The organism is Arthrobacter sp. NPDC090010 (assembly GCF_044748305.1).
GTDB lineage: Bacteria > Actinomycetota > Actinomycetes > Actinomycetales > Micrococcaceae > Arthrobacter_E.
The window spans coordinates 23,101-37,703 of sequence record NZ_JBIVFT010000001.1; the positions used below are offsets into that span (position 1 = coordinate 23,101).

A 14,603-nucleotide genomic window follows, 5' to 3' on the forward strand; every position below is an offset into this window, starting at 1 on the left:
GAGGGGAAGGCGAATGAGAGGGCAAGGTGAACGGGACGGTTCAGGTGCCTGGGCGGTGCCAGCCGTGCACGGCGAGCGGGACGTACCAATGCCGCCGCCAGGCCGTCACCCGGAAGGCGAACACCAGGGTCGCGATGAGCGGCCCCGTCACGATGTTGAACCAGCCCAGATGCCAGACGAGGGCCGTCAGCACGGCGCCGCAGAGCGCCGGAAGGGCATAGAGGTCCCGGGCGTCGAACAGCGCGGGGACCTCATTGGCGGTGATGTCGCGCAGTACCCCGCCTCCCACCGCCGTCGTGACGCCCAGAAGAACAGCAGCCACCGGGTTCGCGCCGAGCGAGATGGCCTTCAGCGTGCCGGAGATGCAGAAGAGCGCCAGGCCGCCGGCGTCGAACAGGGTCAGCAGCGAGGTGAAGCGCTGCACGCTGTTGAACAGCACGTACACCAGGGCTGCCGCGAGGAACGGCGGGACCAGGTAGATCGGCTGACCGAAGGCGGAGGGCAGATGGACGCCCAGGATCACATCGCGCACCACGCCGCCACCGAGGCTGACCAAGCAGGCGAGGAGCACGGAGCCCACCACATCGAAGCGTTTCCGGGCAGCCAGAAGGGAGCCGGACACAGCGAAGAAGAAGACCCCCAGCAGATCCAGGGTCAAGAGTCCCGCGTCAAAAGACATTGTGCTCCCTTCGGGCGCCGGAGGACTGGCCCCGGGACAGGGGACTCGACATGCTTCGCAATCAAGGTTAAGGCACCGCGCCCCCGCACGCGTTAAGCTCCGTCCCATGACCGAGAACCCTGTCCTGATCGCCTGTTCGCACGGAACCAGTAACGCCACGGGCGACGCCGAGGTGCGAGGGTTGCGTGCTGCGGTGTCCACGCTGCGACCCGGGCTCAAGGTGCTGGAAGCATATGTGGACGTGCAGGAGCCGGAACTCCCCGGCGTCGTCGATGGGCTGCCGGACAGCGGTCCGGCCGTGATCGTCCCGTTGTTGCTCAGTGTGGGTTACCACGTACAGGTCGACATCGCCCGGGCGGCCGCGACGCGGCCCGGGACCATTGCCGCTGCGCCGCTCGGACCGGACCCGCTGCTCGTCGGGGTCCTGCATGAGCGGCTCACGGAAGCCGGGCTGAAGGATGACGACGTCGTCATCCTCGCGGCGGCGGGTTCGTCCCGGGAGGAGGCGAGCCAGGCGGTCGAGGAGACGGCGAGGCAGCTCGCCGTCCTGATCGGGCGGCCGGTGCGCTGTGCCTACGGGAGCGCCGCGGAACCGAAGGTCCCCGATGCCGTCGCGACGGCGCAGGCGGAGGGTGCGCCGCGCGTCGTCGTCGCTTCCTATCTATTGGCCCACGGCTGGTTCCACGACCAGCTGTTCAAGGCTGGTGCGGACGTGGTGACGGAACCTCTGCTGCCGTCGGAGTCCCTGGCCGCCCTGGTCCTGAAACGCTTCGACGAGGCCGTGGAGACCATGCCCGGCGCGTGACGATTTGTTGCTCCAGGTGTCGTCACGTGTCCGGTGACCTTGGGTGGCCAAAGTGGCCCACCCTACATTTTTTCTATGACAGAGACAGCTCTAGCCGGAGCTCAGCCCACGCCCGAAGCCCGTCCTGCGCGTACACCGCGTGCCGGCCGCCCGGCGGCCAAGCCGCACGGCCAGTGGAAAGTGGACGGCACCACTCCGCTCAACGCCAACGAGGTGTGGAAGCAGGAGGACGGCGGCCTCTCCGTCCGTGAACGGATCGAGACCATCTACTCCAAGGGCGGCTTCGACTCGATCGACGGTACCGATCTGCACGGTCGCTTCCGCTGGTGGGGCCTCTACACGCAGCGCAAGCCCGGCATCGACGGCGGGAAGACCGCCACGCTGGAGCCGCACGAGCTGGAAGACAAGTACTTCATGCTCCGCGTCCGGATCGACGGCGGGGCGCTCAGTACTGAGCAGCTGCGTGTCATCGGACAGATCTCCGTCGATTTCGCCCGTGGCTCGGCGGATGTCACCGACCGCCAGAACATCCAGCTGCACTGGATCCGCGTCGAGGATGTTCCGGAGATCTGGAGCCGTCTGGAGGCCGTTGGACTGTCCACGACGGAGGCCTGCGGCGATGTGCCCCGTGTCATCCTCGGCTCGCCCGTGGCGGGCATCGCCAAGGACGAGATCCTCGACCCCACCCCGCTGATCGAGGAGATCGCGGAGAAATTCATCGGGGACCCGGAGCTGGCGAATCTGCCACGCAAGTACAAGACCGCCATCACGGGCCATCCGTCGCAGGACGTGGTCCACGAGATCAACGACTGCGCCTTCGTGGGTGTGGTCCACCCCGAGCTGGGCGTCGGATACGACCTCTGGGTGGGCGGCGCACTGTCCACGAACCCGATGCTCGGCAAGCGTCTGGGCACCTTCGTGACCCCCGAACAGGGAGCCGAAGTGTGGCACGGGGTCACCCGGATCTTCCGCGACTACGGCTACCGGCGGATGCGCACCAAAGCCCGCCTGAAGTTCCTGCTGGCCGATTGGGGCACCGAGAAGTTCCGTCAGGTCCTGGAGGACGAGTACCTCGGTTACAAGCTGGCCGACGGTCCCGCCGCACCCAAGCCGTCCATGCCCGGTGATCACGTCGGTGTCCACGAGCAGAAGGACGGCCAGTTCTTCATCGGTGTCTCGCCGACGGTGGGCCGGCTCTCCGGCGAATCGATCGTCCGCCTGGCGGATGTCCTGGAGGCACACGGCTCCCGGCGGCTGCGGACCACGCCGCATCAGAAGCTGGTGGTTCTGGACGTGCCCGGTGATCAGGTCGAACCGCTCATCGCGGAGCTTGACGCCTTGGGGCTCTCCGCCCGGCCGAGCGTGTTCAAGCGTGGAACCATCGCCTGCACGGGCATCGAATACTGCAAGCTGGCCATCGTGGAGACCAAGGTGACCGCGGCGACCGCGATCGCGGAACTGGAGCGTCGCCTCGCTGACCTGGTCGACGCCGGTACGCTGCCTGACGCACTGAGCCTGCACATCAACGGCTGCCCGAACTCCTGCGCCCGCATTCAGACGGCGGACATCGGCCTCAAAGGGATGATGCTGCCCGTCGACGGCGGAGACCCGGCCCCCGGCTTCCAGGTGCACCTGGGAGGTGGACTCGCGTCCACTTCGCGCGAGGAGGCTGGGCTCGGGCGCACCGTCCGGGGCCTGAAGGTCTACGTGGCGGATCTGGCTGACTACGTCGAGCGAGTGGTCCGCCGTTTCGTCGCAGACCGCACGGAAGGGCAGTCATTCGCCGAATGGGCGCATGCCGCAGATGAGGAGGCACTGCAATGAGCACTGTTCAAGGGCTCCGCAGCCATGAAGAGCTCAAAGCCATCGCCGAAGCCGGCGCGGCCGAGCTGGACTGGGATGCCTCCGCAGAGGAGATCATCGCCTGGGTGAAGCGGAACTTCGCCACGTCCGCCGTCACGGTGGCGTGCTCCATGGCGGACAGTGTGCTTCCGGCCCTTGTCGCAGATCAGCTGCCCGGCGTCGACGTGCTGTTCCTCGACACCGGCTACCACTTCCCGGAGACCTACCAGACCCGTGATCTCGTGGCCAAGACCCTCCGTGTGAACGTGGTGGACGTCCTCCCGGAGAACACCGTGGAGCAGCAGGACCGGCTGTTCGGCAAGAACCTGTTCGCCCGGGACGCAGCCTCCTGCTGCAATATGCGCAAAGTGATCCCGCTCCAGCGGACACTGGCCGGCTACGAACTGTGGTTCACCGGGGTACGCCGCGACGAGGCGCCCACCCGGACCAACACCCCGTTGGTGACCTGGGATGAGAAGAACGGCCTGGTCAAGGTCAACCCGGTCGCCCCGTGGACCTTCGAGCAGCTCACCGAGTACTCGGACGAACACCTGCTGCCGTCCAACCCGCTCCTGAATCAGGGCTACCCGTCCATCGGCTGCCAGCCCTGCACCAACAAGGTCGCGCCTGGCGCCGACCCTCGCTCCGGCCGTTGGGCCGGATCCGACAAGACCGAATGCGGGCTCCACACATGAGCGCCCAGACTTTTTCCGAAGAACTCGAGGTGGACGACGTGACGCAGACCCGTGACACGCTGGAAGCAGGCCTTCAGACCGATTCCCCGAAAGCGGCGCATCGCGCGAGCGAGGAACGAGCGAGTGTGTCTAAGCCGCGTGGGGAAGCGGCCGGAAGGCCGGACGTAGCTGACAACAGGCTCGGCACGCTTGACGCCCTCGAGGCGGAGGCCATTCACATCATCCGTGAGGTCGTCGCCGAGTTCGAACGGCCCGCACTGCTGTTCTCCGGCGGCAAGGACTCCGTGGTCATGCTGCATCTGGCCACCAAGGCGTTCTGGCCCGGCAAGGTCCCGTTCCCGGTGCTGCACGTGGACACGGGGCACAACTTCCCCGAGGTGATCGAGTTCCGGGACCGTACCGTGGAGCGGCTTGGTCTGAAGCTCGTGGTCGGTTCGGTGCAGGAGTTCATCGACCGGGGCGAGCTCCAGGAGCGCGCGGACGGGACCCGCAATCCGTTGCAGACCGTGCCGCTGCTGGACGCCATCCAGCGGAACAAGTTCGACGCCGTTTTCGGCGGCGGCCGCCGTGATGAGGACAAGGCCCGCGCCAAGGAGCGCATCCTGTCCCTGCGGGACGAGTTCGGCCAGTGGGACCCCCGCAACCAGCGCCCCGAACTGTGGAACCTGTACAACGGCCGCCACACGGTGGGCCAGCATGTAAGGGCCTTCCCCATCAGCAACTGGACCGAGCTGGACATCTGGCGGTACATCGAACGCGAGAACATCGAGCTGCCCGGCTTGTACTACGCCCACGAACGTCAGGTGTTCCGCCGCGACGGCATGTGGCGCGGTGTGGGCGAGGTGTCCCTGCCCGAACCGGGTGAAGAGGTCGTGACCAAGCTGGTCCGCTACCGCACCGTGGGCGACATGTCCTGCACCGGCGCGGTGGAGAGCGATGCGGCCGATGTGGCCGCCGTCGTCGTCGAAGTCGCGGCGTCGACCCTGACCGAGCGTGGCGCGACCCGCGCCGATGACCGCATCTCCGAGGCGGCCATGGAAGACCGTAAGAAGGACGGGTATTTCTGATGAGCACCGCACTCGCGTCCAGCACGCTGTTCCGTTTCGCGACGGCCGGCAGCGTCGACGACGGCAAGTCCACTCTGGTGGGCCGGCTCCTGCACGACTCCAAGGCGATCCTGGCGGACACCCTCGACGCCGTCGCCCGCACCAGCGCGGACCGCGGCTTCGGCGGGGAGAAGGGCGGCCTGGACCTGGCGCTGCTGACCGACGGCCTGCGCGCCGAACGGGAGCAGGGCATCACCATCGACGTGGCCTACCGCTACTTCGCCACGGATCGTCGCAGCTTCATCCTGGCGGACTGCCCCGGGCACGTGCAGTACACCAAGAACACGGTGACCGGCGCGTCCACGGCGGATGCCGTCGTCGTGCTGATCGATGCCCGCAAGGGCGTCCTGGAGCAGACCCGACGGCACCTCTCCGTGCTGCACCTGCTGCGTGTTCCGCATGTGGTGGTGGCCGTGAACAAGGTGGATCTGGTGGACTTCTCCGAGTCCGTGTTCCGGGACATCGAGGCGGATATCCGCCGCGTCTCCAAGGAGCTCGGGATCGGAACCGCACCGGACCACGCGGATATCCGGGTCATCCCGGTCTCCGCCCTGGACGGCGACAATGTGGTGGACCGCTCGCCGCGGACCCCCTGGTATGAGGGCCCGTCGCTGCTGGAGGTCCTCGAGACGCTGCCCGCCGCGGACGAGCTGGAAGACGCGGAGGAGGCCTTCCGGTTTCCCGTGCAGCTGGCCGTCCGGCCGCAGGGCGCCCTGGCTCCGGACGCCGTCGAGCGCGGTCTGGACGTCGAAGCCTACCGCGACTACCGCGCCTACGCGGGTCAGGTCGCCGAAGGCACGGTGAGCGTGGGCGACTCCGTGGTGGTCCTCTCACCGGGGCATGAGCCGCGTACGACGACGGTCACCGGCATCGATTTCGCCGGCACCTCCCTGGACACGGCCTTCGCCCCGCAATCGGTGGCGCTGCGGCTCGCTGATGAGATCGACATCGCCCGCGGTGACACGATCGCCGCGGCGGGCACCGTGGGGGAGAGCTCTGCGGACCTGTACGGCTCCGTGGCGTGGCTGTCCTCCAAGCCGCTGCGCGAAGGCGCCCGGGTGTTCGTCAAGCACGGGACCCAGACGGTGAAGGCGATCGTCCGGACCGTCTCCGGCAAGCTCGATCTGGACACGTTCGAGGTGCAGCCGGCATCTGGACTCGAATTGAACGACATCGGCGAGGTCCAGATCCGCCTGGCCGCCGAGCTGCCCCTGGAGCCGTACGCCACGCACCGCCGGACGGGCGCGTTCCTGGTGATCGACCCAGCCGACGGGAACACTCTCGCCGCGGGCATGGTCAAGGAGCACCCGGGTGATTCCGAGGACGAGCGGTACTGGATCTAGGGTTTCTCCTTTTCCCCGCGAAGTTACAGCTTGCGCCCCTAAAACCGCGTTTTAGGGGCGCAAGCTGTAACTTCGCGTGTCTGTGCGGGGGTGTTCGGATGGTTCCATCGGGCGGGCGCCTGTCTTTAAGGTGGACCGCATGACTTCGGCTCCACTGCGCCCGACACCCGGGCAATTGGCGTGGCAGCACGACCGGATGGGCGTGTTCTTCCACTTCGGCATCAACACCTTTCACGGCAAGGAATGGAGTGACGGCACTTTGCCGGCGTCGAGCTTCGATCCCACGGAGCTGGATGCCCGACAATGGGTCCGCGCGGCGCAGCTCGCCGGGGCGAGGTACGTGGTCCTGACGGCCAAGCATCACGACGGGTTCTGTCTCTGGCCGACCGCCACGACGGACTACTCCGTGGCTTCCTCGCCGTGGCGGGACGGAGCGGGCGATGTCGTGGCGGAAATGGCACAGGCGTGCCAGGAAGCCGGGCTGAGGTTCGGTCTGTACCTCTCGCCCTGGGACCGGAATGCCGCCTGCTACGAGGACCCGGCCGCCTATGACGAGTTCTATCTCACTCAGCTGCGGGAACTGTGCACCCGTTATGGCACGCTCCACGAGCTGTGGTTCGACGGCGCTGGATCCGAGGGACGGGTCTACGACTGGGAACGGATCGGCGGCCTGATCGCTGAACTCCAGCCGGAGGCCATGGTCTTCAACATGGGTCCTGCAACCATCCGCTGGGTGGGGAACGAAGACGGCCTGGCGGAGGATCCTGTCGAGTACGTGGTCTCCTCCACCGCGGTGTCCAACTACGTCAGCGACTCCGCCGTGCTCGGGCAGGAGGCGTATCTGCCGCCCGAATGTGATGTCTCGATCCGCCCCGGGTGGTTCTGGCAGCCATCGGAGGAACCGAAGTCCCTCGATCATCTGCTCGCCATCCACTATCGCTCGATCGGCATGGGCGCGAATCTCCTGCTGAACCTTCCGCCCGACCAACGCGGCCTCATCCCCGACGAAGACCTGGCACGGCTGGCGGAGTTCCGTTCCGAGCTGGGCAGGCGTTTCGGGAAGCCGGTCGAGGCGCGGCTGACGGACCTCGGCGCGGGGGAATGGGAGCTCGACTTCGGCGCCACGGTGACCGTCGACCATGTCGAGTTGGGGGAGGACCTCACCCAGGGGCAGCGCGTGACCCGGCACAGCCTCGTGGGCGACGACGGCGAAGTCCTGGCCACCGGCCTGACCGTCGGCTCCCAGCGGCTGCACGCCGTCGTGCCCGTCACCGCGCGTCGCTTGCGGGTGAAGGCGGACGACGTCGCGCACCTCGCGTTCGCGCGCGTCTACGACACAGGCGGCGCACCGGTCCCGGTGATCGAGTATGCGGCCCCGACCCACCGTCCCGAGGACTGAGGTTCCGCCCGTCCGTAGCTTGCGTGCTCACTTGTGGCGGGTCGCTCGCGGAAACACCCGCCACAAGTGAGCACGCAACACCGGGGAAGGAATCGGGGAAGCTGGAACGTCCCCCGCCCCGGAGGCTCAGTACCGCGTCAGAATGCCGCAGTTCCTGACCTCGAGAGCGGTGATCCAGCTCGGAACGGTCGCAATCACGTCGGCATGACCGTAGTAGTTCTGCGCGATGTCATCCATGGTGCCGCTGAAGCCGGTCAGGGCGGCCAGATAGCAGCCGTCATGGGAGCTGCTGCCGTAGTAGGTTCCCGGCAGGATGTCGATACCCACCCGGTAGATGCCGTCGGTCGTGATCTGGGTGGCTTTTGGCCCGCTCGGGGTCACCGTGGTCCAGGAGCCGCAGCCATAGGACTGGAATCCGACATCGCCTGCATTGATCTGGACATAGGTTCTGGCGGACCCGTAGTAGTTGGCCTTGATGTCGGCGACACGGCCGCCGAACCCGCTGAGACGTGCCCAGTAGCAGCCGACTCCGGAGCCCGTCGCCTTGTACAGGCCCGGCTTGATCTGGGTGCCCACACGGTAAACACCGTCTCCGCGGAGCACGGTCACGGGCCACAGTGGGAGTTTCACGGCCGCACTGGTGGTGGCGCGGGACTCGTAGTAGCCGCGGGTGGCGACCACTCGCACGGACAGTGAGCGGCCGTTGTCGGCAGCTGCCACGCGATAGCTGCGGGCCCGGGCCCCCGGAATCGCGGCTCCGTTCCGGTACCACTGGTACGCGAAGCTGGTCGGCACGGGGGTGTAACTGCCGGTGTAGGCCGTGAGGACTGAGCCCAGCGCGAGCCGTCCCGTGACGTGGGGTGCGGTCTTCAGCGTGATGAGACCTCTCCCCACTCCGACGGGGGTGGTGGTCACCGAGCGTGTGAGATACCCCGGCTTGGAGACCGCGACCTTCACGTTCAGGCGGGTGCCGATGTACGCCGGGTTCAGGAAGAGAGCGTTGCCGGTCGCTCCCTTGACGGCGGCGCCGTTGCGGTACCACTGGTACCGGACGGTGGTTCCGGCGGGCCACGCCTGGGAAACCTTGAGTGTGTTCCCGTAGCGATGCGTCCCGGTCACCGCTGGCGACTTCGTGGCGACGAGGAGGCCGACGGCGATCGTCCGGGCTGCGGAGAACCGGTCCACGGAGGTGTAGCCGGGTTTGGATGAGCGGACACGGACCTTGAGCGTTTTCCCGTTGTCCGCCGCGGTGGTGGTGTAGCTGCGTCCCACAGCTCCGGGGATCACGGCGGTTCCGCGGTACCACTGATAGCTGAAGGAACCGGCGGCCGGGGCGGAGGCGCCAGGGTTCGCGGTCTGCACCTGGCCCACACGCGCCGTCCCACCGATAGTGGGTATGGCAACCGAGGTGAAGGCCGCGCTGGCGGCGGTGAGCTGCGCAGAGCGGAACTCGTGGTCCGTGAAGCCCGGGGCGGAGAGCGTGATGGCGGCCCACAGCGGGCGGGAGACGTCCGCCGCGCCGACCAGATAACGCTCCGTGGTGGCGCCGGGGATCTGTTCCATCCCGCGGTACCACTGGTAGCTCAAGGTGCCGTGCGAGGCTGAGTCATCCCATGCGGGCCGGGCGAGCGACAGTGATTGGCCGACGACGGCCCGCCCCGTCAGGGCGTTGCTCCAGACGAGCCCGGTGAACTCGGCGCTCCGCACTACCACCGGCGTGGCTGCGGCTTCGGTGCTGGGGGACTGTTCGTCACCGGACGCCGTCACCGTGAGCTGAACGGTCTTCCCCGCCATCCCAGGCGACAGGAGTAAGGAATCGCTCTCGCCCACCACATGGTCCGACGTCTGGACTGCGGTGCCATCGACCGTCCAGACGAAGCGGAGCCGGCTCGCCGCTTCCCAGCCGCCTCCTGTGGAGGAAAGGGTCCCCCCGACCACCGCTTCGCCGTCGACGACGGGAGGCGCGGTGTTCACGGGCGCGGGCGCAGCGGTGGGCTGCTGTGTGGGTTCTTGCGTCGGTTCTGCCGTGGCGCTCGGTTCACCACTCGGCAGATCCGTCGGGTGGACCGACGGCAGACCGCTCGGTTCCTGTGTGGGTTCCTGTGTCGGTTCCGTGGTCGAGGACGGCTCCGGCCCCGGCGATTCGGTGCTGGTGCCGGATCCCGGCGATTCGGCGTGGGCGGCAGGTGCCGCGAGCAGTCCGGCCGACAGCGCGACGCTGCCGACGATGGAGACGAGCCTGGCGAGACCGCCGCGCCGCGTCCGAGTGGTGAGTGAATTAAATGGAGACAATGAGTCCCTCCCCCGAGTGACGTGATCAGATGTGATCTGGATCATCGTAGGGCTGCCGTCCTGATCGCCGCAAAGGGTGCCGTGCCGGGGCCGGGTGTGACCATGGCCCCGGTATACGCCCTTCCTCCCTTGCGTGCTCATTTCCTGCGGGCTGCTCGCGGAAACACCCGCCACAAGTGAGCACGCAACGCAAGGAGAAGAGGGTCGGAATTTTTCATGCAAACGCATGGTTCCCCTCGTGTGAACAGCAAAAAGATCGGATTCCTGTCCTTCGGGCACTACGGTCGCTCGGCGGGATCCCACACCCAGGACGCCGGCGAATCGCTGCGGCAGGCCATCGAGCTCTCGGTCGCTGCGGAGGAACAGGGCGTCGCCGGAGCCTTCTTCAGAGTGCACCACTTCGCGCGTCAAGGTGCGGCGCCCTTCCCACTTCTGGCGGCCATTGCGGCCAGCACCAGCACCATCGAAATGGGCACCGGCGTCATCGACATGCGCTATGAGAACCCCCTCTACATGGCAGAGGAGGCCGCCGCCACTGACCTCATCAGCCAGGGCAGGCTCCAGCTCGGCGTCAGCCGTGGTTCACCCGAGCCGGCGCTCAACGGCGCGGAGAATTTCGGGTACGTGCCGCGCGACGGGGAAGACACCGCGGCCATGGCGCGCCGGCACACCGAGCTCTTCCGCAAAGCCATCACCGGTACCGGAATCGCACCGGCAGACCCGGGTCATGGCCGGCAGAGCAGCCTGCTGCTCCCGGTCGAGCCGCAGTCGCCAGGCCTCGATCGTCGCATCTGGTGGGGCGCAGGCACTCGTGCGACGGCGGTCTGGGCGGCGGAGCAGGGCATGAACCTGATGAGTTCCACACTCCTCACGGAGGACACCGGCGTGCCGTTCGACCAGTTGCAGGCTGAACAGATCCGGGTCTATCGCCAGGCATGGAAGGACGCCGGTCATGACTGGGAACCGCGGGTTTCCGTCAGCCGCAGCATCATCCCCCTCGTCTCGGAGGAGGACCACTACTACTTCGGACTGCGTGGGCAGGTCGAAGGGCAGGACCAAGTGGGCTGGCTGGACGGTGCGATCTCGCGTTTCGGGCGCTCCTACATCGGGGAGCCGGACAAGCTCGCGGAGGAACTCGCACGTGACGAGGCCGTCCAGGAGGCGGATACCGTCCTGGTCACGGTGCCGAATCAGTTGGGCGTGGACTACAACGCAGCACTGCTGGGGAACATCGTCAAGCACGTCTTCGGCTGAACGACGACGGCGGCCCGCGTGCCGCCGTCGTCAGCGCGTACGTGACACCAGCGGGGCGGCTGCGCGCGTCAGTAGGGGGCTGATTCCGATCATTCCGAGCAGCAGTATGAACCCGCCCCAACCGGGTGAATCCGATTGATGCGCCCCGGCGGCTCTCAGCGTGAACCCGAGCAGTACGAGCGCCCCGATCACACCGAGCGTCATCAGCAGCCAGCTGATCCGGCGCATCGGCGTCGTGAGGGCTCTGCAAGCCGCGAAGACCAGCACGATGACGACCAGCAGCGCAACGACGAGGAGACCGATGAAGCCTGTCATGAAAAGCGCCGATGTGGTCGGGTCATCGCCGGCTTCCGCGCTCGGCGCGATTCCTCGACGGAAGATGACCACGAGGACGGAGACAGGCGTGTCGACGTGTGAGTCGCCTCGGGTGTCCCGGATGGTGAAGAAGGATGTGCCGAGACCGGCGAGCACGAGCACTGCGACGAACAGCGCATAGGCGCCGGTCGCCAGCCGCCACAGCCGGAAGGAGTCTCCTCCCGGTGTCGGGTCATCCTGATTGTTCATGTCATCTCCTCGCCAGGGGGACTTCTTGATATGGCCGTCCCGATGCGTCGCCTTCCAGCTTGCTGTCTCACCGCAGGGCTGACAATGGGGAGAAGTCCCCGAAACTCTTCCTCCCGCAACAAACCGTGCGGTGATTGGAGAGGCGGGCGGGCGGCTTTAACGTGGTGGGAACGATGCCGGGAGAAGCCTCCTGGCGCTGAGAACCCGAGGAGCCCCGACATGATCAGCCAGAACGAGTACTTCGACGGAAACGTCCGCAGCCTGGGGTCCGGGGACGAGCAGGGGAAATTCACGGTGGGCGTGATCGCGCCCGGTGAGTGGACCTTCGGCACCTCAGCCCCGGAGCGCATGCAACTGGTCAGGGGCTCCTGGGACGTCAAACTGCCCGCCGAGTCGGGGGAGTGGGTTCGTTACGAGGAGGGATCGGCGTTCGAGATCGAAGCCGGGGTGTCCTTCACGGTCATGACGAGTGAGCCGGTGGCCTACATCTGTTCCTACGACTGATGTTCCTACGACTGAATCCCGACTGCGTCCGGGCGCTGGGTTGACCGGGGTTGATGACTGCTTCGCTTGAGTTCGCTGGTTTCGCCGATGTGGCCTGCTGAACTCGCTAGCGAGGTGCGAAATCGCTGTTTCTTGGAGCGAGTTCGCACGCTACCAGCGAGTTCGGCCTGGGCGCGTCACCGTGCGACGGGATGCACCATACGTTTGGCGCCGGTCCTGCAACGTCACTCAGCCCTCGGCCAGTTGCTTGAGAAACAGGTTTCGTTGCCGGATCAGTTTCGGCATGTACCAGCGCAGCACCGTCAATTCCGCGATCCGTCCGAGCGGACCCAGCGGGGCCGAAAAGGTGACGTCGTCCCTCATGCGAGTGCCTCCGTCGTCGAGCGTGAAACGGTGCTCGTGCCGCCAGCGTCTGAACGGTCCGCTGAGCTGTTCGTCCACGAAAAAGGACGACTCCCGGTACTCCGAGATCCGTGATGTCATCCGTATCCGGACCCCGAAATGCCGGGCCTCCCACGTGACGGTCTCGCCCGGGCCCAGCCGCCCCGTCGTCACACCCGCCACCGCGCGCTCGCCGGATGCCGCCATGGAGCCGGTATGAGCATCCACGTCCAGGGACAAGGCGAAGAGCAGTTCCGGCGGGGCCTTGATCCAGAGCTCATCAGCGAAGGTGATCACGGGAGCAAGCCTAGGACCACCCGCAATGTTTCCTCCCATGACCTTCCATGACCTGCCGTTGCTGCAACTTTGATGGGTGTTACGGGCCACACCTACAGTTTTTTCATGGCTCTGATGGACATTTATCCCACGGCACTGCGGCTGCTCGGCCGCCCCGTGCTGGTGGTCGGCGGCGGCAAGGTCGCCGCGCGCCGGGCCAAGGGACTGCTCGACGCCGGCGCGCTGGTCACCGTGGTGGCCCCCGATGCCGTCGACGCCGTGCGTCAGCTCGCGGACTCAGGTCTGCTGCGTTGGGAGCCTCGCGAATACCGGACCCAGGACCTGGAAACCCCCTGGTTCGTTCAGACGGCGACCGGCGTCGCCGTCGTGGACGCGAAGGTCTCAGCGGAGGCCGAGGAGCGTCGCATCTGGTGCGTGAATGCCTCCGACCACGAGAATTCCGCCGCCTGGACGCCCGCCGTAGCGAGCGTCGCGGATGTGAAAATCGCCGTCAACGCGGGCGCCGACCCGCGCCGCGCCATGGCCGTGCGGGATGCCGTCGCCGCCGCCCTGGATGAAGGCAGCCTCCCGCTGCGCCATCACCGCCGTGCCTCAACGAAAGGCACCGTCGCCCTGGTGGGCGGCGGCCCCGGCGACCCCGGACTCATGACCGTCCATGCCCGTCGCCTCCTCGCTGAGGCCGACGTCGTCGTCGCGGACCGCCTCGGCCCGCGCTCCGTGCTGGACGACCTCCCGGAGGGGGTCCGCGTGATCGAGGTGGGCAAGACCCCTGGTCATCATCCGGTCCCTCAGGACGAGATCAACCGGATCCTGGTCCGCGAGGCGCTCGCCGGGAACCGGGTGGTCCGCCTCAAGGGCGGTGATCCCTATGTCCTGGGCCGCGGCGGCGAGGAGCTTGCCTTCTGCCGGGAGCACGACGTCGACGTTCAGGTCGTTTCCGGAGTCACCTCCGCGATCTCGGTTCCGGCGGCCGCGGGCATCCCGGTCACGCACCGCGGGCTCGCGACCGGTTTCTCGGTGGTCACCGGGCACGACGAATTGGGCAATCTGCCGGCACGGCCTGACCACACGGTCATCCTGCTCATGGGGGTGAAGTCCCTGGCCCGTTCCATGGCGACGTTGGCCGCATCGGGGCTGCCGGCGGACACCCCGGTGGCGATCGTGGAACGAGGCTATGCCGCGGACCAGCGCGTCACCATCTCCACCGCGGAAGGCATCGCCTCGCGCGCTGCCGAAGTCGGGGTGGAGAACCCCGCCGTGATCGTGGTGGGCGACGTCGTCCGCCTGAGCCCGTACGCCCCCGAACATCTCCGAGTCACCCCGAACCTCTCATCGACTGTCCCCGTCAGCTCCCCGGGCTCGTACCTCGCACCGGGGACCCCTCGCTGACGGGGCCCCACCGTAAGTGTCGTTTTGAGCCCTCAAAACGACACTTACGGAGC

Annotated in this window: 13 protein-coding genes; 9 read left to right on the forward strand and 4 right to left on the reverse strand. The window is 67.1% G+C overall.

All coding sequences use genetic code 11. The features are described 5' to 3' along the window. Positions 1 to 40: 40 nt before the first annotated feature. On the reverse strand, positions 41 to 679 hold the full coding sequence (locus ACIPXZ_RS00105; RefSeq protein WP_400589980.1) for a trimeric intracellular cation channel family protein: 639 nt from the start codon (positions 677 to 679) through the stop codon (positions 41 to 43). 106 nt (positions 680 to 785) lie between these two features. Here ACIPXZ_RS00105 and ACIPXZ_RS00110 point away from each other — a divergent pair, with 106 nt between their 5' ends. The 6 genes from ACIPXZ_RS00110 (at position 786) to ACIPXZ_RS00135 (ending at position 7,869) form a co-directional block, all read left to right on the forward strand. Next, complete coding sequence (locus ACIPXZ_RS00110) at positions 786 to 1,484, forward strand: sirohydrochlorin chelatase (RefSeq protein WP_400589981.1); 699 nt, start codon at positions 786 to 788, stop codon at positions 1,482 to 1,484. A 75-nt stretch (positions 1,485 to 1,559) separates the two neighbouring features. Beyond that, a complete protein-coding gene (locus tag ACIPXZ_RS00115; protein WP_400589982.1) occupies positions 1,560 to 3,308 on the forward strand; it encodes a nitrite/sulfite reductase in 1,749 nt (582 codons plus the stop codon). Further along, positions 3,305 to 4,021: a phosphoadenylyl-sulfate reductase gene (locus ACIPXZ_RS00120; protein ID WP_400589983.1), complete on the forward strand. Its 717-nt coding sequence runs from the start codon at positions 3,305 to 3,307 to the stop codon at positions 4,019 to 4,021. The genes ACIPXZ_RS00115 and ACIPXZ_RS00120 overlap by 4 nt, the downstream gene beginning before the upstream one ends. After that, positions 4,018 to 5,088 carry a sulfate adenylyltransferase subunit CysD gene (gene cysD, locus ACIPXZ_RS00125; protein WP_400589984.1) on the forward strand — a complete coding sequence of 357 codons (1,071 nt, stop codon included), beginning with the start codon at positions 4,018 to 4,020 and terminating at the stop codon, positions 5,086 to 5,088. Before ACIPXZ_RS00120 ends, cysD begins: the two co-directional genes overlap by 4 nt. Beyond that, entirely contained in the window at positions 5,088 to 6,470 is a 1,383-nt protein-coding gene (locus ACIPXZ_RS00130) for a sulfate adenylyltransferase subunit 1 (protein ID WP_400589985.1), read from the forward strand. The genes cysD and ACIPXZ_RS00130 overlap by 1 nt, the downstream gene beginning before the upstream one ends. A 139-nt stretch (positions 6,471 to 6,609) precedes the next feature. After that, the gene (locus ACIPXZ_RS00135) at positions 6,610 to 7,869 is read left to right on the forward strand and encodes an alpha-L-fucosidase (RefSeq protein WP_400589986.1); all 1,260 of its coding nucleotides are present in this window, start codon (positions 6,610 to 6,612) and stop codon (positions 7,867 to 7,869) included. 126 nt (positions 7,870 to 7,995) lie between these two features. Here the strand turns inward: ACIPXZ_RS00135 and ACIPXZ_RS00140 are convergent, their stop codons facing one another. After that, complete coding sequence (locus ACIPXZ_RS00140) at positions 7,996 to 10,161, reverse strand: hypothetical protein (protein WP_400589987.1); 2,166 nt, start codon at positions 10,159 to 10,161, stop codon at positions 7,996 to 7,998. 240 nt (positions 10,162 to 10,401) lie between these two features. On the opposite strand from ACIPXZ_RS00140, the gene ACIPXZ_RS00145 reads away from it, so the two are divergent. After that, positions 10,402 to 11,415, forward strand: a complete 1,014-nt coding sequence (locus ACIPXZ_RS00145) for an LLM class flavin-dependent oxidoreductase (RefSeq protein WP_400589988.1) — start codon at positions 10,402 to 10,404, stop codon at positions 11,413 to 11,415. Positions 11,416 to 11,445: 30 nt separating this feature from the next. Here ACIPXZ_RS00145 and ACIPXZ_RS00150 read toward each other — a convergent pair whose 3' ends face one another. Further along, positions 11,446 to 11,979, reverse strand: coding sequence for a hypothetical protein (locus tag ACIPXZ_RS00150; RefSeq protein WP_400589989.1), 534 nt, complete (start codon positions 11,977 to 11,979; stop codon positions 11,446 to 11,448). A 219-nt stretch (positions 11,980 to 12,198) separates the two neighbouring features. Here ACIPXZ_RS00150 and ACIPXZ_RS00155 point away from each other — a divergent pair, with 219 nt between their 5' ends. Then, a complete protein-coding gene (locus tag ACIPXZ_RS00155; RefSeq protein WP_400589990.1) occupies positions 12,199 to 12,483 on the forward strand; it encodes a pyrimidine/purine nucleoside phosphorylase in 285 nt (94 codons plus the stop codon). 228 nt (positions 12,484 to 12,711) lie between these two features. Here the strand turns inward: ACIPXZ_RS00155 and ACIPXZ_RS00160 are convergent, their stop codons facing one another. Further along, complete coding sequence (locus ACIPXZ_RS00160) at positions 12,712 to 13,161, reverse strand: SRPBCC family protein (protein WP_400589991.1); 450 nt, start codon at positions 13,159 to 13,161, stop codon at positions 12,712 to 12,714. Between the two features lie 105 nt (positions 13,162 to 13,266). Between ACIPXZ_RS00160 and cobA the strand changes: the two genes are divergently transcribed. Then, positions 13,267 to 14,550, forward strand: coding sequence for a uroporphyrinogen-III C-methyltransferase (gene cobA, locus ACIPXZ_RS00165; protein WP_400589992.1), 1,284 nt, complete (start codon positions 13,267 to 13,269; stop codon positions 14,548 to 14,550). The last annotated feature ends 53 nt before the right edge of the window (positions 14,551 to 14,603 follow it).